Raw genomic sequence first — 26,071 nt, 5'->3', positions numbered from 1 at the left:
CACCAGCTTAATAGTTCAGCTTTTCTAATAAAACCGTTTCATATGAAGATGTAAGGCGCACTTGGCCATTTACTACTTTTACTTGTTGTTCAGAAAAAGCATCAAAAAGTAAATCGTTTTCAGAAAAAATCGATTCCACATCTATTATTTTTTCTTCTTCTGCATAATGTAGTGCTACAATAACTTCATCTTGAAAATCTTCTGTAGAAAACTTTCTACTAAAAACATATGGATTTGCCTGAATTTGTTGATGCGAACCCGCACCAATTGCGGGGTGCTTAGCTCGAAATTTTCCTAGTTTTTGCCAATAGGCTAAAATATTTTGTGTTTCGGTTAAAGAATTGAGTTGGTCCCAATTCATAAACGAACGCAAAGTAGCATCACCAACAGTTCCTCCAATTTCTAAAAGTCTTGCGGTTTCATCTCCATAATAAATTTGAGCAGTACCAGGTGAAAGCAAAAGTCGATTAGCGGCTTCCTTGTTCTTTATTCGTTTAAGGTCAAAAGGCTTTCCGTCGTCATGCGAAGTTACGTAATTTACTATCCCAAAGCCATTTAGCTCGTTCGATAATACTTTTGCATATCTACTGAAATGGGTTTCGTAATCTTGTTGAAGCGCATTCCATTTCAATTCAAAATTAATCAAGCTATTAAATGCATCATCGAAATAATTTACTTGTTTATCTCCAAAATCGTAAGCTTTTTTATGGCTAATGGCATAATTATAAACTTCACCGAGTAAGAAAAAATCCTGATTATCTAAAACTTGTTTCGGATTTTCATTTTTCCATTGTTTAAAAGCACGATTACAAATTTTATTGAACTCTTGCCAGACATAAGGTTCGGTATGCTTGACGGTATCTACTCTGTAGCCATCAATACCAAAATCTTTAATGTAATCTGAGAGCCATTTCATAATATAAAAACGCGGAGCCTTTGGGTAACCTGTTTCTTCAAAAAAAGAATTTAAGGAAGCTATTTCATCTTCATATCGACCTTCTTTTTTCCATTTTTCAACTAGAGCAGGAGGTAGGTTCACTTCAATATTACTTTCGGTTTTTACGTCAGGTAAATTTTCAACTAAAGTGCAGCTTACAGTAGTTTCAAAATCTTGATAAGTACAAGTTGGTGAAGTTCTTACCCATTCTTCTGGCCAAACTTGATCTTTTTCGGTTACAGGTCCGGTGTGGTTAACAACGGCATCTAACAAAATACGAATATTGAATTGGTGAGCCGTCTCTACCATTTCTTTTAAGTCTGCTTTTGTTCCAAAGTTAGGATCTAGACTTGTCCAATCTTTTGCCCAGTAACCATGATAAGGATAAGTATTCCCGGTTCCTTCGTCGGTTATTCCATGAATTTGCTCTACAATTGGCGTTAACCAAATGGCATTGATGCCTAAATCTGTAAAATAGCCTTCTTTAATTTTCTGAGTAATTCCTTTGATGTCTCCACCTTCAAATCCACGTAAAACCCCAGTTTCTTCTGTTCTACCAAAATTGACATCGTTGGTTTCATCTCCATTGTTGAAGCGATCAGTCAATAATAAATAAATGGTAGCTGCATTCCAATGAAATGGAGTTTCTGGCGCTTCAAGGTTAATTTTAGCTTCTTTGGTTTGACAGCTAACGATTACAAGTATACTGAACAGACAAACGAGTTTATGTTTCATTGAAATAAAATTAGAATAGAATTCACAAATTTAGCGAAAGTTGATTTATTTACAGTAATAGGAGCTTTTAAAAAGCATTTAGAATAACATTTTAATTGTAAACTTATTTTAAAACTTTAAACACTTAACTATTTATGTGTGTGTAGTTCATATTTTTAATATTTATTTAATATATTTATATGTTAATTTTCTCAAAATACTTATTATGAAAGCATTATCAAAAAAACTGCAAATGCAATAGTTACATTAAACTATAATATTGAAAATAGTTCTTCTGCTTATTTAATAGTAACAGAACAAACTAACGGTGTATCTAGTAATTATATACTTGTTGCTGGTACAACCGAAATTGATATTGACATCAATAATTATAATTCGGGTAATTATATAGTTACCTTGGTATGTGACGGTCATATAGTAGAATCTAAACATTTAGTAAAAAATTAAACTCATGAAACATTTAATATATATACTAGTTTTATTAACAGGATTTATTTCATCTGCCCAAAATGAAATTTTAATGGAGCATATCTGGGAGTTGGAATACATTGAGTTGGATGGTGAAACTCTATATCAGCCTGAAAATGAAGAATCAAACACAACTATTAATTTAGAAATTGGCCAGTCGTTTTATAATCCCGGTACATTTTTTAAAGAACATAATTTAATTTGTGAAGAATTTATTTGTGGTCCAATTGAATTTACGAGTGCTACAATGTTTAATTTTTTATTTTGTGAGCTTTCCCTTGAAGGTTGTAACATTGATGGAAATATTTTATTTCAATCAAATTACATGATGGTTTTTCAGGATCTTATGTGAGGTGGCTCTGCATTTAATCCTTTCACTTATTCATTTGTCACAGAAGAAGATATCATTTATTTGACCATTACCAATTCAGAGGCCAATTCTGCCACCTATTCAGCTACAACTTTAAGCGATACTAATTTTGAGGACATAAGTTTTTCTATCTACCCCAACCCAGTCGCCAATAATTTCGCATTAAAAGTCAACAACCTATTCATCAAATAGAGGTTTTTAATTTAAGTGGCAAACGGATATTAAATGAAGCTTATCAAGAAAATCAAGCTATAGATGTGAGTGGCTTGCCAAGTGGGATGTATATTTTAAAAATAGAAACAGAAAATGGGAGTGTTACGAAGAAGTTGGTAAAGGAGTAAATCGTAACTCTTAATATCAACGAAACCTAAAAGGTCTGTAAACCAAATAAATAAGCTTTTTAGATGGATTTACTTACATTAAATAATTTAACCTAAAAAGTATTTTCGTGTTGACAATAAGATTCTAAAACCGCGCACTCATCTTCAAATTAAAGACACGTGGACTTAAAAAATTGGGAATGGCAAATTGTCCGCCTGTAGCAGCATCTCTTACAAAAGTGTTGGTAATAGAATTAAGTCGATCAAATAAATTAAAAATTTCTACACCAAAGCTGAGGTAATTGAAAAAGCTTAACATATTTTGTTGTTGAAATTGGTCTCCTTTTTCTACCAAAGCATAATTAAAACCTACATCTACACGTTGGTAATCGGGCAGTCTATTTTGAAACAAAAATGGATCAGCAAATCGTGGAGAACCACCTGGTAAACCAGTATTGTACACCATATTCAAGTAGAGTTTCATTTTTGGAAATTTAGGAATGTAATCCTGAAACAAAATTGCAAATTTTAAGCGTTGGTCCGTAGGTCTGGCAAAGTAACCGCGCTCATCTTGCTTTTCCTCTGTTTTTAAATAGCCAAAACTTACCCAACTTTCGGTGCCGGGTACAAATTCCCCATTTAATCGTAAATCTAAACCATAAGCGTAGGCTTGTGCATCATTTCTCGCTCGATAACGAATCCTCACGTTTTCTATAGTAAACGGATTTAAATGAGTAATGTCTTTATAGTAAGCTTCAGAAATTAACTTGAAAGGCCTGTCCCATAGTTTGAAACTGTAATCGTTTCCAGCTACTAAATGAATTGAACGCTGGGCTTTTACTGCTGGATTAACTACACCAACCGAATCTCGTAATTCTCTGTAAAAAGGTGGTTGGTGGTACAAACCACCCGCTAACCGAAATACCATATCTTTTTTCCAGTTGGGTTTAATGCTTAATTGTGCTCGCGGACTAACTACTGTTTGTGTTTTTTTATTTAAGTTTTGCCCATTTACTGTCCATGTTTGACTTCTTACCCCAGCATTTGCCCAAGTTTCAGTTTCGCCAATTGTAGTGCGATAACTCCATTGTAAAAAACCACTTAAGCGGTCAACTTGGGTTTCATTGTAGGTTCTAATGCGTTCAAAAGGTTCAATTTCTGCATCGTAAGGAGTGTAAGGTTGGTCGTTTACAAATTGGGGAAATGGTGGGCGAACATTTATTCCAGCAGAATCGATTACTTCGTATTCTTGCAAACGGTCTCTAAAGTCTTCGCGTGTGTATTTAGCACCCCATTCAATTAAATGATCATTGACTTTATAGCTTCCTAAATGTTGAATGTTAATAATAAATGCATCTAAGTTGTTGCGGCCATGAATAAATTGTGAGCCTGCACCTTCAGTAAATTCAACTTCACCAAAATTTTCATCTCCAAAATTCCCACTAACTGCACCAAGTCGATATTGCGCCAAAATGTCAAAATGTTCTTGTTCTTTGGTGTGGTATGCAGAGGTAATTAATTTAGCAGTTAACTTATCGTTGGGTTTGTAAGAAGCCTTTGCAGCACCAAAATAGGTTTCGTAGCGATTATCTTCTCTGCCTTCATAAAAAACAATTAGTGCTTGTGGATCTTGTACAGTACCAAAATTAGTTTGACGTGTAAAAGGCTCGTATTCGTAAGTATTAATAGAAATATTACCTAAAAAGCTAAGCTCAAATTTTTCATTAAATTGGTAAGATATGTACGTTTGTGCATCGGCAAAACGCGGAATAAAATTAGCTTCAACTTGTTTTGCGTTTACAAATAAACTATTGTCTCTGTAGCGAACACCACCAATAGCACTCAGTTTTTTATTTTTGGAAATACCTTCTAAACTAAGGCTTCCGCCGAGTAAGCTAGCTTCAAATGAGCCAGCGAAATCTACCGGTCGTCGATACGTAATATCTAAAACAGAAGACATTTTGTCGCCATAACGCGATTGAAAACCACCAGCAGAAAATTCTACTTTTCTTACCATGTCCGTATTCACAAAGCTTAAGCCTTCTTGTTGTCCGCTTCTCACTAAAAATGGTCTATATACTTCAATATCGTTCACATACACCAAATTTTCATCAAAGCTACCACCACGAACTGAATACTGTGTACTTAGTTCGTTATTTGAATTTACTCCAGGCAAGGTGTTTAAAATATTTTCGATTCCAGGGTTGGCACCAGGAATGCGGCGAACAGTTTCTGGAGTAAGCGTGGTTACACCTTCTATTCGAGCTCTGTTTTGCTGCGTAATAACTACTTCGCCAATTTGCTCAACATCAGTTTTAAGCACAAAATTTAGCTCCACATCATCTTCAGGTTTTAAATTTAAAGTAGTAGTAATCGGCTTCATTCCTAAAAAAGAAATTTTTAAAACTACTTTTTGATTAGCAGGAAGTTGTAAAGAATAAAATCCGTTTTTATTGGTAGAAGTTCCCCCACCTTTATAAGTAATATCTACGGATGGAATAGGGATTTTCTGTTCGTCGAAAATAATTCCTTTAATGTTTGCATTTTGTGCATTAGTTTGCAGAAAAACACAAAATAAGAAAATAAGTAGGCTGTATAATTTCAATTGTTAAGAATTAATTTTTTCTGAAAATTTCAGCTTCAAATATACTGGTATTTCCCACTTTATCGGTTACAATTAGTTTAAATTCATTTTTTCCATCATCAAATTTACCATCGTTAAAATCGTAAGTAAGCATATTGTTTTTGTATTCGTATTCCATTAGGATAAATTCTCCATTTACGCTTGCTCTATAATTCTCTATTCCTGTGGTTTCATCATCGATTTTCAACTTTAAATATCGATAATTCGACATCCATTTTTTATTTCTTACATTAATAGGTGTAATTGTTGGGGCGTCTTTATCGTAAGCAATTTCATAACGCCCAAAATCTTTAATTAGTGCGGTAATTCTATTTTTTTTCTTTTGGGTTGGAGTATAATATTTTGTACCCCAAGGCATCACTTTGGCAACGTACATATTATCTTGAACATCGACTGGAAATTGGCTTACATCAAAACCTAAATGTATGGCATTGTGAATTGGTACCCGATAATCGTGTAAATTAATTGCATTGGTTTCAAATTCTATTTGTAAGTAGGTGTCTTCATATAAAGCACCTTTTGGAAAATACACATCTATGTTTTCTTCTTCAAAAGCAACTCCGTACTCAGCCTGAACAAAATAAGGCGTTTTTGGATGATCTTGGGGTTGCGAAATTTCATTTTTTTGCGCTACAATTGGAATTTGGATTTCTTGCTTATTTCCAGCAAAATCTTCTACTTGTATTAAATAATTAAAATTAGTGCCTTCGTTATCGATTAAAATACTTCCTCCTTGGTTATGAAATGAATTAATACTAAGTGGGTTATTAATTTCTAAAAATAGTTTTTGAATACGTTGTTTGTTTTCTTTATAATAAAAATAATCGACTAATCGATTAATGTATCTTGTTTCTGAAAATGAAAACCTATCAAACCTTTGTTCAAAATGTTTACTTCCATTTAAAAAGGTTTCAATTTTATAAATACCATTTCGGTTAATGGCTTTGTCGAGTTGATCGTCTGTACTGATTCCAAATCCAATTTTACCAAAAGCTGAAACTTTATCGGCTAAATAAAAACCAGATTGTGTTCGACTTAACTGAATTCTTTTTTTGCCTTGCAGCCCTGTAACTTGAGCACTATCGTTTAAAGTATAAGCCCAAATCCCTTTAATTCTTGGTTTTATATGGTCTGTAATTTCATTAAAACCAAATAAAAGTGGATTCATCGGTTTTGAATTTTGATCGCGAATTTCAAAATGTAGATGCGGACCACCACTTGAGCCTGTATTGCCGCTGTAAGCAATAATTTCATCCTGTTCTACAGGAAATAAGTCTTTATTTGGAAAGAGTTCAATTGCATAGGATTCTTTAATATATTGCTGTTTTTTAATATATTCTTCAATAGCTGGAGCAAAATTATTTAAGTGCGCATAAACCGTTTGGAATCCATTAGGATGTTGAATATAAATAGCTTTTCCGTAACCAAATTCCTGAATTTTTATACGGCTGATGTATCCTGATGCGCTTGCTGTTACTGGTAAGCCTATGCGGCCTTGGGTTTTTATATCTATTCCTGCATGAAAATGATTATTTCGCAACTCTCCAAATGTGCCAGACAAGATTAAAGGTGCATCTAAAGGTTTGTTAAAATAGCCTTGTTCAATTTCTTGTGCGTCAATAGATTCGTGTAATCCAAGACAAATAAACAAAAAATAGAAAATAGTTAAACGAAAACCATATTTCATAATAAATGGATTAATTAGTTGGTGTAATTCAAAATTATAATTTTTTTTGAATTTAATAAATTAACAGACTAATTACTTACCAGTTTAGTTGGTTGTTCACTTCTTGGATGTAATTCAATACTTCTTCTTGTCCTATTTTTTTAGATGAAGAAGTAACAAAAATAGGGGGTAAGCTTTCCCAAGTGTTTAATAAATTGGCTTTATATGCTTCAATATTTTTATCGATTACGTTGGGTTTAAGTTTGTCTGCTTTTGTAAAAACAACTGAAAATGGTATTGCATTTTCGCCCAACCATTGCATAAATTCTAAATCAATTTTTTGGGCTTCATGTCTAATATCGACCAATACAAAAGCGCTTACTAGTTGCTTTCGTTTTTTAAAATAGTCAGTTATAAATTGCTGAAAAACTTTTTTCTCTTTTTTACTAACCCTAGCGTATCCGTAACCTGGTAAATCTACTAAATGCCACTCTTTATTAATTAAAAAGTGATTTATTAGTCTGGTTTTTCCAGGTTTTCCAGAAACCATGGCTAGTTTCTTATGTTCGGTTAACATATTTATTAAAGAAGACTTGCCAACATTACTTCTACCGATAAACGCATACTCAGGCAGTTTACTGTCTGGACATTTATCAACTTTAGCATTACTAATAATAAACTCAGCAGTTTTAATCTTCATTTATAAAGACCTTTTTTGTAACCAAGTGTGTAAAATTTCATTAAACAAATCAGGATGTTCCATCATAGCCGCATGCCCACATTTATCAATCCAAAATAAATCTGAATTTGGCAGTAATTGGTTAAATTCGTCTGCTACTTTTGGAGGAGTAACATCGTCTTGTTTGCCCCAAATAATACAAGTTGGCTGTTTCATATTGGGTAAATCTTTAGCCATATTGTGGCGAATGGCACTTTTGGCAATAGCTAAAATTCTAATTAATTTGTTTCTGTCTTTAATAGTTTGGTAAACATCTTCAACAATTTCGTCGGTAGCAACTGCAGGATCATAAAAGACATCTTGTGCTTTTTTCTTAATGTATTCAAAATCGCCTTTTTTAGGATAACTGTCTCCCATTGCGCTTTCGTATAAGCCAGAGCTACCAGTTATGACTAAAGCTTTAATATATTCTGGGTATAATTTTGTAGTCAGTAAACCGATATGGCCACCCAAAGAATTACCAAGTAAGATAACTTTTTCGTATCCGCGGGCTTCAATAAATTCTTTAATAAATTTAGTGATGTTTTTTATGTTGGTTTTTAGCAAAGGCATGTCGTAAATAGGTAGTTCGGGTATAACTACTTTATAGCCATGTTGCGGAAAATATTCAGCAACACCATCAAAATTGCTAAGACCACCCATTAAACCGTGTAGTATTAGCATTGGTGTGCCTTCACCACATTCTATAAACTTAAATTTACCTTGCTGCTGTATTTTGTTTTCCATTCACTAGTGAAATTTCAAGTGCCAAATATACTTATATTTCTACAAGTATACTTATTTTTATTGAATACCCAAGTCTTAAGCCTTATAATGAAAGGAGTTTTCTTAAAAATTATGCATGCATAGCTTTTTTTTGAATTTCGATTTAATCCTTCCCACCTTTTTTACTTTTCGAAAATATTTAAAATCTAATCTGCATTTTATAGTTATACTAGGCAATTTCAGACCATTTACTTTTTTCATAACATAAACGCAATCTCAATTTTTGAAAAACTTATTAACAATGTGGGGTAAAGTGGGATAAAGTGGTAAAAAAATCAATATATTTGGAATATAAAACCTAGAAAGTGACCAATTTAGTCGGATCATACGAATGTAAAATTGATGCTAAAGCGCGGCTTATGCTGCCTTCTGCGTTAAAAAAACAACTCGCTGCTGGTTTAAGTGAAGGTTTTGTGTTAAAGCGTTCAGTCTTTCAAGAATGTTTAGAAATGTACCCCATGCAGGAGTGGAATGCATTGATGCAAAAACTCAATGGTTTAAATCGATTTAAAAAGAAAAACAACGACTTTATTAGAAAGTTTACCGCTGGAGTTAAGCAGGTAGAAATAGACGCTAATGGTAGGTTGTTAATTCCTAAAGACTTGGTTGGTTTTGCTGATATTAAAAAAGAAATTGTTGTAGCATCGGCTATAAACATTATTGAAATATGGGATAAAGATAAATATGAATCGGCTATCTCGTCTTTCGATGATTTTGCAGATTTAGCTGAAGAAGTAATGGGCAATGATGGAGAGTAATTACCACATACCGGTTTTATTAATCGAGAGCATTAATGGTTTGGCAATAAATCCAGACGGAGTTTACGTAGATGTTACTTTTGGAGGTGGTGGCCATAGCCGTTCAATTTTATCTCATTTAGGTGAAAACGGTAAATTGTTTGCATTCGATCAAGACCCAGATGCTGTTCAAAACAGTATAGCAGATAGTCGCTTTCATTTAATTCAGGCTAACTTTAGACACTTAAAGCGCTACTTGCGTTTTGAAGGAGTGAAAGAAGTTGATGGAATTTTGGCTGATTTTGGTGTTTCATCTCATCAATTTAATGTTGCTGAACGTGGTTTTTCAATTCGGTTTGAAGCTGCTTTAGATATGCGAATGAATCCGAGTGACAAAATTGGTGCTTACGAAGTAATTAATCATTATTCTCTTGAAGATTTAACCCGTATTATTCGGGATTACGCCGAAATTAGAATTGCTTTTAAAATAGCTTCAAAAATTATTGAAACGAGAGAAGATCAACCTATTCAAACCACAACTCAATTTAATGCTATTATAAAACCTTTTTTTTCAGCATTAAAAATCAACAAAATGTTGGCTCGAATCTATCAAGCAATACGTATAGAAGTAAACCAAGAAATTGAAGCTTTAAAAGAATTTTTGCTGCAAACGCCAGATTTACTTAAAGAAAATGGAAGGCTAAGTGTAATTTCTTACCATTCTTTAGAAGATCGTTTGGTGAAGAATTTTATTAGAAGTGGAAAATTTGAAGGCGAAGTTGAAAAAGATTTTTACGGAAAGCCACAAGTGCCTTTTGTGAAAGTTGGAAAATTAATGGTTCCGACTGATCAAGAAAATGCTGAAAATTCAAGAGCAAGGAGTGCAAAATTACGAATAGCTAAACGCATTGATAAAAACTAAATATGGCTTTGGGATTTAAACAAATTGTTAGGGGTGATTTTTTAGTTCGGGGTAGCGCGTTCGATAATTGGCGTTTTATTTTGTATTGTACTTTTTTAGCAATTATTATGATTGCTAGTTCGCATAGTGCAGACCGAAAAGTTCTAGAAATCGCAGAAATTAACTTGCAAGTTAAAGAATTGCGAAGCGAATTTGTAGATGCTCGTAAGCAGCTCATGCAATTAAAAATGGAGTCAAGTGTTGCTCGAAAAATGAAATCGCGTGGAATTGGAACATCTTCAACACCACCAAGTAAAATTATTGTAAAATCAACATTAACTAATTAAATGACAGATAGTAAGCAAATATTGAAACGCTTTTACATAGTAGTCGGACTATTTATGTTGCTTCCTTTGTTTGTTGGTTTTAAGCTAATCGAAATTCAATTTTTAGAAGGCGAAGTATATCGTGATATGGCCGAAACACAGGTTTACAGAAAGTTTACCATAGAACCTAACCGCGGTAATATCTACGACGCAAATATGAATTTATTGGCTACATCTGTACCTAAATACGAAATTAGATTCGATGCTGTAACAGCTTCAGATATAGATTTTAAAGAAAATTTAAAGCCTTTATCCAATGCGCTTTCTCAATTTTTTGGAGAAAGCGTTGCATATTATCAAAACAAGCTTCGAAAGGCAAGAGTCACTAAAAACCGGTATGTATTTATTGCTCGAAATTTAGATTATTCAGAGTACATGAAGGTGCGTGAATTTCCACTTTTTAATAAAGGAGCTTATAAAGGTGGATTTATTGCAGAACAGCAAACCGTGAGAGAGCATCCGCTCGGAAAAGTAGGTGAGCGTACTGTTGGTTACGGAAATGTAGGATTAGAAGGTGCTTTTAACGACTACTTAAAAGGAGAAAAAGGCCAACGTACTAAGCAAAAAATCGCCAAAGGACAATGGAAACCCATCAACGATTTACACGAAATTGAGCCCAAAGATGGTTACGATGTAATTACAACTATCGATGTTAATATTCAGGATATTGCGCATCATGCTTTACTTGAAGCCTTAGAACGTTTTGAAGCTGACCATGGTTCGGTGGTGGTTATGGAAACGAAAACAGGAGAAGTAAAAGCCATTGCTAATTTAGGACGAAGTGCTAAATCGGGTAAATATTACGAAAAGATTAATTATGCAGTTTACGAGTCGCATGAGCCGGGCTCAACGTTTAAATTAATGAGCATGGCTGCAGCCCTGGAAGATCGAGTAGTAGACACTACAAGCATAGTGGATACGCAGGGTGGGAAAATAAAATATTTTGATCGAACAGTTCGGGATTCAAAGTTAGGCGGATATGGTGAAATTAATTTAGCTGAAGCTTTTGAAGTTTCTTCAAATACTGCTTTTTCTCAAATGGTTTATGATAATTACAAAGATAAGCCAGAACAATTTGTTAATCGATTAATGAATATGGGCTTGGGTGAAAAACTTGGTCTTCAAATTAAAGGAGAAGGTAAACCAAACATTCCACATCCAGATGATGCTAATTGGTACGGTACAACTTTACCTTGGCTTTCTTTTGGTTATGGAGTTTCGTTAACGCCGCTGCAAATTTTAACTTTTTACAATGCCATTGCTAACGATGGTTTAAAAGTAAAACCAAAATTCATTAAAGAGGTACGCGATAAAAACCAATTGGTACAGGATTTTTCTGAAGTAGTTTACCAAGGTTCAGTTTGCTCTAAAGAAACCGCGCAAATTCTTCAGCAATTAATGGAAAATACTGTAAAACGTGGTACAGCAAGCCATATTTATTCTGAAAATTATTCCATGGCAGGTAAAACAGGAACTTGTCAAACCGAATATTGGATTGAATCTGGAAGATACATCTCTTCCTTTGCTGGTTATTTTCCTGCAGATAAACCTAAGTATTCTTGTATTGTGGTAATTAATAAACCCAATCCTGATAAAGGCTATTATGGCAGTACAGTTGCAGCACCAGTTTTTCAAAAAATAGCACACAAAATTTATAAAGATACACCTGTAATTGATAAAGTTGAATCGTTTGAAGTTGACTATGCTAATCAGGATTTTCAAAACTACTATCAATTATCTCAAAAATATAAAACCATTATGCCAGATTTAAAAGGTTTACCCGTAATGGATGCGGTTGCTTTGTTAGAAAATATGGGCTTAAGGGTTAAAATTTATGGACAAGGAAAAGTAAAAGAACAATCCATTCCACAAGGAAATAAAGTAGAACCAAATCAAATAGTAAATCTTATTTTAAGTTGAATACATTAAGCGACATATTATATCGAGTTCCTATTTTAGCTGTTGAAGGAAATACTTCACAGCAGGTAAGAAATATACATATCGATTCTACTAAAGTAGGATTAAACGATTTGTTTATTGCCATTAAAGGAACGCATACCGATGCACACCAATTTATTCCAAATGCTATAAACCAAGGCGCTTTAGCTGTAGTTTGTGAAATTTTACCAGAAAAAAGAAATAATGGAGTTACTTATATTCAGGTAGAAGATACGCGTTTGGCAGCTGCATTTATTGCTGATAATTTTTACGACCGACCTTCAACTAAAATGAAACTGATTGGCATAACGGGCACCAATGGAAAAACTACTGTTAGCAGTTTGCTCTTTCAGTTGTTTAAAAATGCGGGTTTTAAGGTAGGTTTAATTTCTACAGTTGTAATAAAGATTAATAATCAAGATTTTCAAACAAAATTAACTACTCCGGATTCATTAACCATTAATAAGTATTTAGATGAAATGCAAAAAGATGGAGTTGAGTATGTTTTTATGGAAGCTAGTTCGCATGGAATTGTACAACACAGAACCAAAGCTTTACACTTTGCTGGAGCTGTCTTCACCAATTTGTCGCACGATCATTTAGATTACCACAAAACTTTTGCTGACTATAGAGATGCTAAAAAAATATTATTTGATGAATTGCCTAAATCAGCTTTCGCATTAATCAATACCGACGATAAAAATGGAGATGTAATGCTTCAAAATTCAAGAGCAAAAAAATACTCATATTCGTTAAAAAGCCACTCAGATTATACAGCTAAAGTTTTAGAAAATAATTTTAATGGATTGTTATTGAAGCTTAACGATACCGAAGTTTGGTCACCACTTATAGGAAGCTTCAATGCATATAATTTATTAGCTGTTTTTTCAGTAGCCGACTTATTAGGAGTAGATCGCTTAGAAAATTTACGATTAATAAGCGAGTTGAAACCTGTAAGTGGGCGTTTTCAACATTTTATTTCAGAAAAACAAAAAATTACAGCTATTGTAGATTATGCACACACTCCAGATGCCTTAGAAAATGTGTTGAGTACCATAAATGCTATACGTACTAAAAATGAAGAATTATTTACCGTAGTGGGATGCGGTGGCGATCGTGATGCAACAAAAAGACCTTTAATGGCTAAAATAGCTGGACAGTTAAGTACACAGGTTATTTTAACAAGCGATAATCCACGAACTGAAAACCCTGATGCTATTATACAAGATATGGAAAAAGGTATAGAACCTACTGATGTGAAAAAAGTAATTTCAATTACGGCTAGAGAGCAAGCCATTAAAACTGCTTGTAAAATGGCTCAACCTAAAGATATTATTTTGGTAGCTGGCAAGGGACACGAAACTTACCAAGAAGTTAATGGAGTACGATCAGATTTTGATGATTTACAACATTTAAAAAACTATTTAAACAAATTTGATAAATAGAGAGTTATGCTGTATTACCTTTTTGAATATTTAGCCACACATTACGATTTTCCAGGAGCTGGATTATTCAATTTTATCTCCTTTAGAGCAGCAGCTGCGATTATAACTTCATTGCTTATCTCTACCATTTTTGGGAAAAAAATAATTCGGATTCTTCTGGCTAAGCAAGTTGGCGAAAGTGTACGCGATTTAGGCTTAGAAGGCCAAAAAGAAAAAGCAGGAACACCAACCATGGGTGGCTTAATTATTATTTTTTCAACATTAATTCCTGTTTTGCTATTTGCTAAATTAGATAATATTTACATTATACTGCTTATCATCACTACTCTTTGGATGGGAAGTATTGGTTTTTTGGACGATTACATTAAAACCTTCAAAAAAAATAAAGATGGTTTAAAAGGGAAGTTTAAAGTTATTGGTCAAGTTGGCTTAGGAATTATTGTTGGTGCAACTATGTTTTTTCATCAAGACATAACGGTCAAAGAAACTTACGCCATGCAAATGGATAACGAAACTGAACAAATGCAGCGTATTTCTGGACCCGAACAAAAATCAACCAAAACTAATATTCCGTTTGTAAAAGGAAACGAGTTGGATTATTCAAAATTAATAACTTGGATTAGTCCAAAACTAGAAAAATATGCTTGGTTAATTTTTATACCTATCGTTATTTTTATTGTAACAGCTGTTTCGAATGGAGCTAATTTAACCGATGGAATTGATGGTTTAGCTGCGGGGAGTTCGGCAATTATTGTTTTAACACTTGGTATTTTTGCATGGGTTTCAGGAAATTTTATTTTTTCGAATTACCTCAATGTAATGAATATTCCACGAGTTGGTGAAGCCACAATTTTTATTACTGCCTTTGCCGGAGCTTTAGTAGGGTTTTTATGGTACAATACCTATCCAGCTCAAGTTTTTATGGGCGATACGGGTAGTTTAACCATTGGTGGAGTGATTGCCGTAATAGCCATTGCAACACGAAAAGAACTATTAATACCGCTATTATGTGGTATTTTCTTAATCGAAAATTTATCAGTGGTTTTACAAGTAAGTTGGTTTAAATATACCAAGAAGAAATTTGGCGAAGGACGACGTATTTTCTTAATGTCGCCTTTACATCATCATTATCAAAAAAAAGGATTGCACGAAAGCAAAATCGTAGTTCGGTTTTGGATTATAGGAATATTATTAGCCGTAATGACCATCGTCACTTTAAAAATTAGATAAATGCAAAAGCTGAGTATTTTAGGTGGAGGAGAAAGTGGAGTAGGCGCTGCTGTTTTAGCAAAACAGCAAGGCTATGCCGTTTTCTTATCAGACAAATCTAGCATAAAACCTAAATATAAAGCAATTTTAAATACGCATAATGTTAATTGGGAAGAAGGTAAACATAGTGAAGCTGAAATTTTATCGGCTTCAACTATTATAAAAAGTCCAGGGATTCCAGACGAGGCTGAATTGGTTCAAAAAGCAATAAAAAAAGGAATTGATGTAATTTCTGAAATTGAGTTTGCGTATGCATTTACACAAGCTACTTTAATAGGAATAACAGGCAGTAATGGTAAAACTACCGTAACCAATATGATTTATCATATTTTAAAAAATGCGGGCTTATCGGTAAGTATGGCCGGAAATGTAGGCGATAGTTTTGCTTACCAAGTAGCCACTAATCCTAAAGAAATTTATGTATTAGAACTGAGTAGCTTTCAACTAGATGGAATTAAAACTTTTAAACCACACATTGCTATTATTACTAGTATTACTCCAGATCATTTGGACCGGTACAATTACGAATTTAAAAACTATGTTGAAGCTAAATTCCGAATTACCAAAAATCAAACTAATAAAGATTATTTAATTTATAATGCCGACGAAAGTTCAATAACCAACTGGCTTCAAAAAAACAAAATTATAGCGCAGCAAATCCCCATGTCAATTCATCCAATTTTACATGAAAATAGTATTTGTAAAAAAGAAAATAAATTAGAAATAAACATCAATAATAAAATATTTAGTATGTCTTTAGACCACTTAAACGTACAAGGCGAACACAATGCCAAAAATGCGATGGCAAGTTCTGCAGTAGCAAAATTATTAAAAATTAGAAAAGACACCATTCGGGAAAGTATGGAAAGCTTTCAAGGAGTTGAGCATCGCTTAGAAAATGTAAAAACGGTGAATAAAGTTAGCTTCATTAACGACTCTAAAGCAACCAACATCAATGCTACTTATTATGCTTTAGATAGTATGAAACATCCAACAATTTGGATTTTAGGTGGAGTTGATAAAGGAAACGACTACCATGAGTTGTTGCCTTTAGTAAACGAAAAAGTAAAAAGTATTATCTGCTTAGGTGTAGATAATTCAAGAATTATTGAAGCTTATGGAAATGTAGTAGACGAGCTTTTTGAAACTACATCTATGCAAGAAGCGGTTGCCATGGCTATGCATTTAGCAGAAGATAACGACCAAGTATTACTTTCTCCAGCTTGTGCCAGTTTCGATTTATTCGAAAATTATGAAGATCGAGGAAGACAATTTAAAGATGCTGTTAGAAAATTAATATAAATAATGCAAAACGAATCGAACATAAAACGATTTTTTGCTTCTTTACAAGGAGATAAAACTATTTGGGCTGTAGTTGCCCTTATGGCGTTATTTTCTTTTATTCCTGTTTATACCGCGAGTAGTAATTTAGCCTACTTAAATGGTGGTAGTGGCAGTACTTTTGCCTATTTAGTAAAGCATTTTGTACATATATTTATCGGCTTTTTGCTGATGTATGCAACTCATAAAATCCCATATCGATATTTTCGTGGTTTATCTGCTCTATTACTTCCTTTTGTGGTGGTCTTATTGCTTTTTACCTTATTGCAAGGAAATACCATGGGTGGTGCCAATGCAAGCCGTTGGATTCGCGTACCTATTGTTAATATGTCTTTTCAAACTTCTAGTTTAGCATTGGTAGTCTTGTTGGTTTATGTAGCCCGCTACTTAGCCAAAATTAAAGACCTAAATATTACATTTAAACAAAGTTTATTACCCCTATGGTTACCAGTTTTTGCTGTTATCGGATTAATCTTTCCAGCAAATTTTTCAACTGCAGCCATGTTATTTGGTCTTACTATTTTACTTTGTTTTTTAGGAGGTTATCCTTTAAAATATATAGGAATTGTAATTGGTACAGCTTTAGTTTTTGTATTGGTATTTGGTTTAACTGCAAAAGCTTTCCCTGGTTTGTTTCCTAACCGAGTAGATACTTGGATAAGTAGAGTTGAAAATTTTTCCAGCAATGAAAATATAGAAGAGCAGTATCAAATTACAAAAGCTAAAATAGCAATTGCCAGTGGCGGTGTTACTGGAAGTGGAATAGGTAAAAGCATACAGCGCAACTTTTTACCGCAATCTTCTTCAGATTTTATCTATGCCATTATTGTTGAAGAAATGGGTTTAATTGGCGGTTTTGCTGTAATTATTTGCTATTTAATTATATTAGGAAGAATTGCAATTATAATTACTAAATCTGAAAATGAATTTGCCCAACTATTAGTTTTGGCAGTTGGTTTGCCTTTTGTTTTTCAAGCATTTATAAATATGGGTGTTGCTGTACAAGTTTTTCCTGTAACAGGGCAAACTTTACCCTTAATTAGTAGCGGTGGGACTTCCATCTGGATGACCTGTATTTCCTTAGGAATCTTACAAAGCGTTAAAGCCAATAGAGAAAACGAAATTTTGAAAGAAAGAATTCAAAATATTGATGAAGAAGCCGAAAATCCATTAGAAATTATGAGCGAAACGGTATGAAAAAATTAAAAGTCATTTTATCTGGTGGAGGCACTGGTGGTCATATTTTTCCAGCTATAGCAATAGCTCAAGAAATTATGCACAGATATCCTGACTCAGAAATTTTATTTGTTGGAGCAAATAACCGAATGGAAATGCAAAAAGTACCACAAGCTGGATTTAAAATTATAGGCCTTTGGATTGCTGGTATTCAACGTAAATTAACTTTATCTAATCTGCTTTTTCCTATTAAGCTAATAAGTAGCCTACTTAAGGCTAGAAAGATAATCTCACAATTTAAACCCGACATTGCAATTGGAACGGGTGGTTTTGCAAGCGGGCCTTTGCTTAAAGCCGCTACGCAAAAAGGAATTCCTAGTTTAATACAAGAGCAAAACTCCTATGCAGGAATAACCAATAAATGGGTTGCCCAAAAGGTCAATGCCATTTGTGTTGCTTACCCCAATATGGAGCGCTACTTTCCAAAAGAAAAAATTATATTTACAGGTAACCCAATTCGAAGAGATGTGCTTCAATTAAGTGGAAATGCATCTGATGCTAAAAAAATATTCAATTTTAATTCAACTCAAAAAGTACTTTTAGTAATTGGAGGTAGCCTTGGCTCAAAACGCATTAACGAATTAGTTTCTGCAAATTTAAATTTCTTCAAGAAAAATGATGTTCAGGTATTATGGCAAACGGGTAAGTTTTATTTTGAAACCTATCAAAATCTAAATTCAGAATCTGTTTGTGTGGTTGAATTTATTCAGAAAATGAATGAAGCCTACACCGCTGCCGATTTTATTATTTCTCGTGCTGGCGCAGGTTCAGTAAGTGAATTATGCGTGGTAGCTAAGCCAGTTATCTTTATTCCATCGCCCAATGTTGCAGAAGATCATCAAACTAAAAATGCCCATGCTATTGAAGAGCAAAATGCAGCTATAAGTATTGCAGAAAAAAATTTAGAAAAAGAATTTCAAACTCAATTTTTGGATATTTTAAAAAATGAACAAAAACAAAACAGCTTAGCTAATAATATTAAAAAATTAGCCAAACCTGAAGCTACATCTGCTATTGTAGATGAAGTTGAAAAAATTATTGCACAATATTAATGAAAGCCTTAACCCACATACAAACTATCGAAACTTACTTTTTTGTAGGCATCGGTGGTATTGGTATGAGTGCATTAGCACGCTACTTTCATCAAAAACAAAAACAAGTTTTAGGTTACGACCGAACAGCTTCTGCTTTAACACAAAAACTTCAAGAAGAAGGCATTCAAATTCAATTTGAAGAAGAAAAAACAATAGCACAGCTTCAAAAATTACATCACAAAACAACTGCAATTGTTTTTACCCCCGCAATTTCCAAACAATCCAAACTTTGGAAGTTTATGCTTCAAACAGAATTATTTACCATTAAACGTGCCGAATTATTAGGTAAGTTAACGCATAATAAATTTTGTTTAGCAGTTGCAGGAACACATGGAAAAACAACAACTACTTCAATTTTAACGCACATTTTAAAGGAAAATGGAGTGGGTGTAACTGCCTTTTTAGGTGGTATTTTAAACGAAGAGCAAACCAATTATATTTCTACAGGAGAAGATGTTTTTGTAGTAGAAGCCGATGAGTTTGACCGTTCATTTTTACAATTGCATCCAACAGTGGCTGTAATTACTTCTACAGATGCAGACCACCTAGAAATTTATGGTACTGCAGATGTTTTGCTAGAAAATTTTAATGCATTTGCAAAACAAGTAACTAAAAAGGTATTTGTAGCAAGCGAATTAAGTCTAAAAGGCGAAAAGATTGGTTTTATGAGTACAGACTCTATTTATGCAAAAAATATTCGAGTTCGAAGCGGTAGTTATTTTTTCGATTTAGTTACTAGGTATAATACGCTAACTAATATACAACTTACATTACCTGGGAAGCATAACTTATTTAATGCTATTTCTGCTATTGCATTGGCTGCATATTATCAACCTGAAAAAATTGAAAGTTTTGCAGCTTCTTTAGCAACTTTTAAAGGTGTACAACGAAGATTTAATTATCTTTTAAACGAAGAAAAATTAAGTATCGTAGATGATTATGCACATCATCCAACCGAAATTGCTGCTGCTCATCAGGCCGCTCAAGAAATGCATCCCAATGAAAACCTGATGCTTATCTTTCAGCCACACCTATTTAGTAGAACTCAAAAATTTGCTGAAGATTTTGCCCAAAGTTTAATGCTTTTTGATGAAATTTGTATACTTGAAATTTACCCAGCTAGAGAAGAACCAATCGAAGGAATTAATGCAGCTTTTTTAGCAAATAAAATACAAAATAAACCCGTAAAAATAATTGAAAAAACCGAAATGCTAAGCAGCATTAAAGATACAACTTGCTCTGTTGTTTTATTACTAGGAGCCGGAGATATAGGCGTAGAAGCACAAAAAATTAAAAGCTATTTCAAGTATGAAATGGAATTGGAATAACATATTATTTATAGCCTTAGTAGCTAGTTTGCTTTTTTTATATGGTTTTGCTAATCAAAGAAATCAACTAAAAAAAGTAAAGTCCGTAGATATTCAATTTGCAGAAGTTGCTGAATTCTATATACAAGAAAATGATGTTTATAAATTGTTAATACAAAGTGATGAGACCTTTCAAAATTTAACAAAAGAAAACGTAGATTTGAAAGTTTTGGAAAATAATTTGGAAACCAACGATATGATTAAAAATGCGCAAGTCTATTTAACAGTAGATGGAATTTTGGGTGCTGAAATTGAACAACGCAAACCCATACTTCGATTTTTAGACGGCGGTTTTCAGTATATCGACGAAGATGGCTTAATTATGCCAACTTCATCCCATTATTCAGCTAGAGTTCCTATTGCCTTTGGATTCGATTCTAAAGAAGCAATACAGCTCTTTAAATTAGCTAAGGCTATACATCAAGACTCATTTTTGCAACAACAAATTACTTCAATACATAAAAATGGTTTGGGAGAATTATATGTTGAAATAAGAGATGCCGATTTTAAAATAGATTTTGGTGATTTAAATAACATCGAACTAAAGCTCGCTAACTTCAAAGCTTTTTTTGCTAAAGCAAAAAAAGATGGAAGGTTAAAGGATTATATGAATGTAGATTTACAATTTGGGAAACAAGTTGTCTGTACCAAAAAGTAATATTTTGAGTAACATGGAAAATGAAAAAATTGCAGTAGGCTTAGACATCGGAACCACAAAAATTGTGGCCATGATTGGGCGTAAAAATGAGTATGGAAAAGTTGAAATACTCGGTATTGGAAAATCTAAAAGTTTAGGCGTACATCGCGGTGTTGTAAATAATATTACCCAAACTATACAATCTATCCAACAAGCTATTAAAGAAGCTGAAACAGACGCAGGTATTGATGTTAAAAAAGTAATGGTGGGTATTGCAGGACAACATATACGTAGCTTACAACATAGTGACTACATTACCCGTCAAAATTTTGATGAAGTAATTGAAGAAAAAGACATCGTAGAACTATGCGACCAAGTGCATAAACTAGTAATGCTACCTGGAGAAGAAATTATTCATGTATTACCCCAAGAATACAAAGTAGATGGTCAAGCCGAAATTACTCAACCTATCGGTATGCACGGAGCAAGACTTGAAGCTAATTTTCATGTAGTTGTCGGACAAATTTCGTCAATTAGAAACATTGTACGTTGCGTAACTAATTCTGGCTTAGAATTAGGCGGCGTAAACTTAGAACCTTTAGCATCTGCTAACGCTGTTTTAAGTCAAGAAGAAAAAGAAGCAGGTGTCGCTTTAATCGATATTGGAGGTGGAACAACAGATTTAGCGATTTTTAAAGATGGAATTATTCGCCATACCGCTGTAATTCCATTCGGAGGAAATGTTATTACTGAAGACATAAAAGATGGATGCTCCATTATCGAGAAACAAGCCGAATTGTTAAAAGTAAAGTTTGGTTCTGCATGGCCAGGAGAAAATAAAGAAAACGAGATTGTTTCTATTCCTGGACTTCGCGGTAGAGAACCTAAAGAGATTTCATTAAAAAATTTATCCAAAATTATTCATTACCGTGCAGTTGAAATTATTGAACAAGCTTTTTTAGAAATTAAAAACTACGGTCACGAAGAACAACGCAAAAAATTGATTGCTGGTATTGTAATTACAGGAGGTGGCGCACAATTAAAACACCTTAAGCAATTAGTAGAATATATTACCGGAATGGATACGCGTATTGGTTTTCCAAACGAACATTTAGCAGGAGACACCGAACGCGAAACAACGAGTCCTATTTTTGCAACCGCTGTTGGTTTATTAATGAAATCCATAAGCAATCAGGAGCAAGAAAATGAAGAAGAACAAGAAGATAATTCTACTGAAAATAGACAAGTAGAAGTTTCAAAGACAGATGAAACATCTACCGAAAATAAACAAACTGAACAACTCAACGAAGATGCTACACAGCAAAATGGCAAGGGCTCAACAGGTCCAAGACAAAGTTTTTTCGATCGGTTTGTAGAGAAATTAAAAGATATATTAGATAAAGCAGAATAAATTTAAAATAAGTAATTATGGGTAACAAGGATCAAAACGACTTCGATAGCATTGCATTCGATTTACCAAAAAACCAATCCAACGTAATTAAAGTAATTGGCGTTGGTGGCGGCGGTTCAAATGCAATAAACCATATGTTTCGTCAAGGAATAAAAGGGGTAGATTTTGTAGTTTGTAATACCGATTCGCAAGCGCTAGAAAATAGTCCCGTGCCAACTAAAATTCAATTAGGAGTTAATTTAACCGAAGGTTTGGGCGCTGGCGCAAATCCTGAAGTAGGAGAACAGGCTGCCTTAGAAAGTTTTGACGATTTAAAAAACCTATTAAGCACCAATACTAAAATGGTGTTTATTACTGCAGGAATGGGTGGAGGAACAGGAACTGGTGCAGCACCTGTTATCGCCAAACAAGCCAAAGATATGGATATTTTAACCGTTGGTATTGTAACAAGCCCTTTTCAGTTTGAAGGTAAAACTAGAAACGAACAAGCCCAAATCGGTGTTGAAAAATTGCGTAAGGAAGTTGATTCACTTATTGTAATTAATAATAATAAATTACGTGAAGTTTACGGAAACCTTGGTTTTAAAGCTGGTTTTTCTAAGGCAGATGAAGTTTTAGCAACTGCATCGCGTGGTATTGCAGAAGTAATAACACACCACTATACACAAAACATCGATTTAAAAGATGCTAAAACCGTACTAAGTAATAGCGGAACTGCTATTATGGGTTCGGCAGTGGCTTCAGGCTCAAACCGTTCTAAAATAGCTATCGAAAAAGCACTAGATTCACCATTGCTTAACGATAACAAAATTAGTGGTGCACAAAATGTATTGCTCTTAATTGTATCAGGAACCGATGAAATTACCTTAGATGAAATTGGAGAAATTAACGATCATATACAAGAAGAAGCTGGTAATTCTGCTAACATTATTATGGGTGTAGGAGAAGACGAAAGCTTAGACGATTCAATTTCGGTTACCATTATTGCCACTGGTTTTGATACCGAACAACAAGACGCTATTGTAAATACAGAAACTAAAAAAATAATACATACTTTAGACGAAGATCAAAAAGTTGAACGCAAGTTGAAGACTAAGACTTTAACTCCACCTTTAGATGATGAGTCTACAAAAGCACAAAACACAACATCTAGAATAGTACATACGCTAGAAAGCGAAGAAAGCGATGATACAACGGCTGAGTTTGGTGTTGTGGAAGAAGAAAACAAAGAACAGCTAATCGCTACTACAGAAGCCATTAAATCGATTGAAGTGGAGACTGAAGAATTAAATTTTGAAGCAGAAGATTTCGAAATTAATGAGGTAGAGAATAAATCAGTTCAACAAACTGAAGAAAACATACAAGTACTACCTTTAACATTTGACTTTCCTTTAAAGCCAAATCAAAATTCAAATTCTGTTGAAAGAGATTCTTCACAAGAAAACAAAAAGTTATTTCAATTAGAAGATGAAGTGAAAAATTTATTTGATCTAGAAGTAAAAGATGAAGAAGATTTATCTTCTGCTGTTCAAACAAACGCTTTACAAAATCAGGAAAGTTCATCATCTGCTATTAGACGCTACGACTTAGGTGAATTAGAAGACGAAGCCCCTAAAAGTGAATCTAAAAAAGTATCTCAACCAGAAACCCAGGAAGATGAGTCTTTTAACTTTCAAACCCGAGTTGAAACGCCTAAGCAAACTGAATCTAGCCCTTCAAAAAATGAAGATATAGATCCGATGAATGCTTCTATAAAAGACTTATCAGCACGTGCTGCAGAACGAAAAGCAAAGATGAAGATGTTCAATTATAAATTTAGAAATAACCAAAGTGTAGATGAAATTGAAAAACAACCTGCATATAAAAGGGCAGGAGTTGAGTTAGATAATTCTCGTAAAATCGGTGAAACTAAAATTTCGCGTACTTCTTTGCATAGCGACGAAAACGGTGATATCAATTTCCGCTCAAACAATTCTTTTTTACATGATAATGTAGATTAATTAATATCCTAATTACGTATAAAAAGCCGTTTTAAACAACTCAGTTTAAGCGGCTTTTTTTTTGTGATGAAACTCAAAATTTGCCTTTATAACTTAAAAATACCTGATATCAGTTTTTGTTAAAATGCTGTAAGTCATTGTAATAGAGTAGATAAAGCTAAATATTAATTGCAGAAAATCTGCAAAGGAGAAAGAAATATTATTTGTATGTTAGTAAAATGAAATTTAGACAAAACAAAAAGATTCACACACACACAGCGCTACTGGATTTTTCAGTATTTACGTTGTAAGCTTTTTACTTAGCTCGGCATTAAACTTTTCAAATATCAATCTGAAAAATTTATCCAAAAATAATGTTCAATGCTCTATTTTAAAGAGCAAAAAATTTATATAATGAAAATTTTAAAAAATAATACAATACCTTTAATTTTAATTATGAGTTTAATAATGTCTATTTCTTGTACAAAAGACCCTTCGTTTCAAAATGAAAATAACGATGTTGAACCTAAAAGTCTTTTATATAGTTATGGTGACGCTGATATGGGAGAAATACACAATTCTGGATTAGAATATTATTATGAAAATAGAACACAAGAAATAATACCTAATAATTTAAATATATTCGCGGAAGAACTTTTAAATATCAATAAAGTATTATATCCAGAATATTTTGAAGATGCTGAATTGAGTCTCGTAATAAAAGTTACAGAAGAACTCTTTGATAAAAAAGACAAAAACGAATTTGATTACAAAGAAACAATGCTGGAATTGAATAATAAATTTAGAAATCAAGGGGATATTTCTGTAAAGTTGTCTATATTATTGGAAAAATTTATTAAAAATAACCCTTCTGTTAATGATGCAATTACAGAAATTGAAATACTTAGAGCTGAAAATAATTTAACTTTAAAAGATGAAGAAAATATGGATATGTTTATCTCTATATTAATCGCTTCAGATAAATTTTGGAATAACAAAAAAAATGATTCAATTAATAGCAAGTTTTGGGGCTGTAATCCTAGACATCAAGTCAGATTCGCTGATGCAGCTGGCGGTATTTTCGGTGGCATGCTTGGCTTTACAGTTGCGCCTGGTTTAGGAGCAATAATAGGTGGTGCAGTTGGTTCACAATTAATGTCTGGTGTAGTAGAAGAAATGCAAATCCAGAATGGTGGTGATTGCATTTAAGCTAAAAATTTAAAATATGACTCATAAAAAAGAAAAAATCATAACCAATTTACAGCTTTTCAATTACAAGTACATTGAGAATAAAAACCAACTTAGAGTCAAGCTCGATTTCAATATAGATGTAATCGTCAATTTCAGAGCAAATAAAATTGAAATTAGCAACGAACTTATGCCTTGGAACTTCCTGTCTGGTGTTTTTAAAACTTCATTGAAAAAACAGTTAAAAGCTTTTCACATTGGCTCTTTGATAGTGTTCTTGTCAATACATATTTTTGAGCTATTTGGCGTAGAATTGTACTTATTTACCTTAGCCGGTATCTTAATTTTCTACTTTGTAGCGATGATCACTTTTATGTTCTTTCTAGTAAAGTACGAGTTTTTCAAAAACAGATTAATGAGCTGGGTGAGTGAGTAAAATAACTCAAATTTAAAGCTAAAACCCTTGTAAATATTCGTTACGAGGGTTTTTTATTTAAT

21 protein-coding genes are annotated in these 26,071 nt (G+C 33.3%); 16 read left to right on the top strand and 5 right to left on the bottom strand.

Annotated features, from left to right (window positions below; translation table 11 throughout):
- Positions 1 to 7: 7 nt before the first annotated feature.
- The gene (locus tag IEV63_RS08680) at positions 8 to 1,672 is read right to left on the bottom strand and encodes an alpha-amylase family glycosyl hydrolase (RefSeq protein WP_188406408.1); all 1,665 of its coding nucleotides are present in this window, start codon (positions 1,670 to 1,672) and stop codon (positions 8 to 10) included.
- Positions 1,673 to 2,123: 451 nt separating this feature from the next.
- Here IEV63_RS08680 and IEV63_RS08675 point away from each other — a divergent pair, with 451 nt between their 5' ends.
- Positions 2,124 to 2,492 carry a hypothetical protein gene (locus tag IEV63_RS08675; RefSeq protein WP_188406407.1) on the top strand — a complete coding sequence of 123 codons (369 nt, stop codon included), beginning with the start codon at positions 2,124 to 2,126 and terminating at the stop codon, positions 2,490 to 2,492.
- 179 nt (positions 2,493 to 2,671) lie between these two features.
- On the top strand, positions 2,672 to 2,851 hold the full coding sequence (locus IEV63_RS13135; protein WP_188406490.1) for a T9SS type A sorting domain-containing protein: 180 nt from the start codon (positions 2,672 to 2,674) through the stop codon (positions 2,849 to 2,851).
- 124 nt (positions 2,852 to 2,975) lie between these two features.
- Here IEV63_RS13135 and IEV63_RS08665 read toward each other — a convergent pair whose 3' ends face one another.
- The 4 genes from IEV63_RS08665 to IEV63_RS08650 all read right to left on the bottom strand — a co-directional run bounded on the left by IEV63_RS08665 (position 2,976) and on the right by IEV63_RS08650 (position 8,605).
- A complete protein-coding gene (locus tag IEV63_RS08665; RefSeq protein WP_229737220.1) occupies positions 2,976 to 5,435 on the bottom strand; it encodes a TonB-dependent receptor in 2,460 nt (819 codons plus the stop codon).
- A gap of 10 nt (positions 5,436 to 5,445) precedes the next feature.
- Positions 5,446 to 7,161 (bottom strand): M23 family metallopeptidase, encoded by a 1,716-nt coding sequence (locus tag IEV63_RS08660; RefSeq protein WP_188406406.1) that lies wholly within the window; start codon positions 7,159 to 7,161, stop codon positions 5,446 to 5,448.
- A 76-nt stretch (positions 7,162 to 7,237) separates the two neighbouring features.
- Positions 7,238 to 7,840, bottom strand: a complete 603-nt coding sequence (yihA, locus tag IEV63_RS08655) for a ribosome biogenesis GTP-binding protein YihA/YsxC (protein WP_188406405.1) — start codon at positions 7,838 to 7,840, stop codon at positions 7,238 to 7,240.
- On the bottom strand, positions 7,841 to 8,605 hold the full coding sequence (locus IEV63_RS08650) for an alpha/beta fold hydrolase (protein WP_188406404.1): 765 nt from the start codon (positions 8,603 to 8,605) through the stop codon (positions 7,841 to 7,843). It lies immediately after the preceding gene.
- 344 nt (positions 8,606 to 8,949) lie between these two features.
- Between IEV63_RS08650 and mraZ the strand changes: the two genes are divergently transcribed.
- The 14 genes from mraZ to IEV63_RS08580 all read left to right on the top strand — a co-directional run bounded on the left by mraZ (position 8,950) and on the right by IEV63_RS08580 (position 25,594).
- Complete coding sequence (gene mraZ / locus IEV63_RS08645) at positions 8,950 to 9,402, top strand: division/cell wall cluster transcriptional repressor MraZ (protein WP_188406403.1); 453 nt, start codon at positions 8,950 to 8,952, stop codon at positions 9,400 to 9,402.
- Positions 9,389 to 10,303 carry a 16S rRNA (cytosine(1402)-N(4))-methyltransferase RsmH gene (gene rsmH, locus IEV63_RS08640; RefSeq protein WP_373283729.1) on the top strand — a complete coding sequence of 305 codons (915 nt, stop codon included), beginning with the start codon at positions 9,389 to 9,391 and terminating at the stop codon, positions 10,301 to 10,303. Before mraZ ends, rsmH begins: the two co-directional genes overlap by 14 nt.
- 2 nt (positions 10,304 to 10,305) lie before the next feature.
- Positions 10,306 to 10,629: an FtsL-like putative cell division protein gene (locus IEV63_RS08635; protein ID WP_188406402.1), complete on the top strand. Its 324-nt coding sequence runs from the start codon at positions 10,306 to 10,308 to the stop codon at positions 10,627 to 10,629.
- Positions 10,630 to 12,588 (top strand): PASTA domain-containing penicillin-binding protein, encoded by a 1,959-nt coding sequence (locus IEV63_RS08630; protein ID WP_188406401.1) that lies wholly within the window; start codon positions 10,630 to 10,632, stop codon positions 12,586 to 12,588.
- Positions 12,585 to 14,051 carry a UDP-N-acetylmuramoyl-L-alanyl-D-glutamate--2,6-diaminopimelate ligase gene (locus IEV63_RS08625; RefSeq protein ID WP_188406400.1) on the top strand — a complete coding sequence of 489 codons (1,467 nt, stop codon included), beginning with the start codon at positions 12,585 to 12,587 and terminating at the stop codon, positions 14,049 to 14,051. The genes IEV63_RS08630 and IEV63_RS08625 overlap by 4 nt, the downstream gene beginning before the upstream one ends.
- Before the next feature lie 6 nt (positions 14,052 to 14,057).
- A complete protein-coding gene (gene mraY / locus IEV63_RS08620; RefSeq protein WP_188406399.1) occupies positions 14,058 to 15,281 on the top strand; it encodes a phospho-N-acetylmuramoyl-pentapeptide-transferase in 1,224 nt (407 codons plus the stop codon).
- Positions 15,282 to 16,622: a UDP-N-acetylmuramoyl-L-alanine--D-glutamate ligase gene (gene murD / locus IEV63_RS08615; RefSeq protein WP_188406398.1), complete on the top strand. Its 1,341-nt coding sequence runs from the start codon at positions 15,282 to 15,284 to the stop codon at positions 16,620 to 16,622. It begins immediately after the preceding gene.
- Positions 16,623 to 16,625: 3 nt separating this feature from the next.
- Positions 16,626 to 17,858 carry an FtsW/RodA/SpoVE family cell cycle protein gene (locus IEV63_RS08610; RefSeq protein ID WP_188406397.1) on the top strand — a complete coding sequence of 411 codons (1,233 nt, stop codon included), beginning with the start codon at positions 16,626 to 16,628 and terminating at the stop codon, positions 17,856 to 17,858.
- Positions 17,855 to 18,949, top strand: a complete 1,095-nt coding sequence (gene murG / locus IEV63_RS08605; RefSeq protein WP_188406396.1) for an undecaprenyldiphospho-muramoylpentapeptide beta-N-acetylglucosaminyltransferase — start codon at positions 17,855 to 17,857, stop codon at positions 18,947 to 18,949. Before IEV63_RS08610 ends, murG begins: the two co-directional genes overlap by 4 nt.
- A complete protein-coding gene (gene murC, locus IEV63_RS08600; protein WP_188406395.1) occupies positions 18,949 to 20,319 on the top strand; it encodes a UDP-N-acetylmuramate--L-alanine ligase in 1,371 nt (456 codons plus the stop codon). Before murG ends, murC begins: the two co-directional genes overlap by 1 nt.
- A complete protein-coding gene (locus IEV63_RS08595) occupies positions 20,300 to 21,016 on the top strand; it encodes a cell division protein FtsQ/DivIB (protein WP_188406394.1) in 717 nt (238 codons plus the stop codon). The genes murC and IEV63_RS08595 overlap by 20 nt, the downstream gene beginning before the upstream one ends.
- 13 nt (positions 21,017 to 21,029) lie before the next feature.
- The gene (gene ftsA / locus IEV63_RS08590; protein WP_188406487.1) at positions 21,030 to 22,406 is read left to right on the top strand and encodes a cell division protein FtsA; all 1,377 of its coding nucleotides are present in this window, start codon (positions 21,030 to 21,032) and stop codon (positions 22,404 to 22,406) included.
- A gap of 17 nt (positions 22,407 to 22,423) precedes the next feature.
- Positions 22,424 to 24,406, top strand: coding sequence for a cell division protein FtsZ (gene ftsZ, locus IEV63_RS08585; protein ID WP_188406393.1), 1,983 nt, complete (start codon positions 22,424 to 22,426; stop codon positions 24,404 to 24,406).
- A gap of 393 nt (positions 24,407 to 24,799) precedes the next feature.
- On the top strand, positions 24,800 to 25,594 hold the full coding sequence (locus IEV63_RS08580; protein ID WP_188406392.1) for a hypothetical protein: 795 nt from the start codon (positions 24,800 to 24,802) through the stop codon (positions 25,592 to 25,594).
- The last annotated feature ends 477 nt before the right edge of the window (positions 25,595 to 26,071 follow it).

The organism is Psychroflexus salis (assembly GCF_014640175.1).
In the GTDB taxonomy this organism is placed as follows: domain Bacteria; phylum Bacteroidota; class Bacteroidia; order Flavobacteriales; family Flavobacteriaceae; genus Psychroflexus; species Psychroflexus salis.
This window is presented reverse-complemented; position numbering and strand designations above follow the sequence as displayed.

Excerpts from the sequence above, each read along its gene's own strand:
- murC (WP_188406395.1), top strand. The coding sequence starts at position 18,949 with ATGAAAGCCTTAACCCACATACAAACTATCGAAACTTACTTTTTTGTA.
- murG (WP_188406396.1), top strand. The coding sequence starts at position 17,855 with ATGAAAAAATTAAAAGTCATTTTATCTGGTGGAGGCACTGGTGGTCAT.
- murD (WP_188406398.1), top strand. The coding sequence starts at position 15,282 with ATGCAAAAGCTGAGTATTTTAGGTGGAGGAGAAAGTGGAGTAGGCGCT.
- ftsA (WP_188406487.1), top strand. The coding sequence starts at position 21,030 with ATGGAAAATGAAAAAATTGCAGTAGGCTTAGACATCGGAACCACAAAA.
- IEV63_RS08595 (WP_188406394.1), top strand. The coding sequence starts at position 20,300 with ATGAAATGGAATTGGAATAACATATTATTTATAGCCTTAGTAGCTAGT.
- mraY (WP_188406399.1), top strand. The coding sequence starts at position 14,058 with ATGCTGTATTACCTTTTTGAATATTTAGCCACACATTACGATTTTCCA.
- IEV63_RS08675 (WP_188406407.1), top strand. The coding sequence starts at position 2,124 with ATGAAACATTTAATATATATACTAGTTTTATTAACAGGATTTATTTCA.
- IEV63_RS08630 (WP_188406401.1), top strand. The coding sequence starts at position 10,630 with ATGACAGATAGTAAGCAAATATTGAAACGCTTTTACATAGTAGTCGGA.
- IEV63_RS08660 (WP_188406406.1), bottom strand. The coding sequence starts at position 7,161 with ATGAAATATGGTTTTCGTTTAACTATTTTCTATTTTTTGTTTATTTGT.
- IEV63_RS08635 (WP_188406402.1), top strand. The coding sequence starts at position 10,306 with ATGGCTTTGGGATTTAAACAAATTGTTAGGGGTGATTTTTTAGTTCGG.
- yihA (WP_188406405.1), bottom strand. The coding sequence starts at position 7,840 with ATGAAGATTAAAACTGCTGAGTTTATTATTAGTAATGCTAAAGTTGAT.
- IEV63_RS08610 (WP_188406397.1), top strand. The coding sequence starts at position 16,626 with ATGCAAAACGAATCGAACATAAAACGATTTTTTGCTTCTTTACAAGGA.
- IEV63_RS08650 (WP_188406404.1), bottom strand. The coding sequence starts at position 8,605 with ATGGAAAACAAAATACAGCAGCAAGGTAAATTTAAGTTTATAGAATGT.
- IEV63_RS08680 (WP_188406408.1), bottom strand. The coding sequence starts at position 1,672 with ATGAAACATAAACTCGTTTGTCTGTTCAGTATACTTGTAATCGTTAGC.
- rsmH (WP_373283729.1), top strand. The coding sequence starts at position 9,389 with ATGATGGAGAGTAATTACCACATACCGGTTTTATTAATCGAGAGCATT.
- IEV63_RS08580 (WP_188406392.1), top strand. The coding sequence starts at position 24,800 with ATGAAAATTTTAAAAAATAATACAATACCTTTAATTTTAATTATGAGT.
- ftsZ (WP_188406393.1), top strand. The coding sequence starts at position 22,424 with ATGGGTAACAAGGATCAAAACGACTTCGATAGCATTGCATTCGATTTA.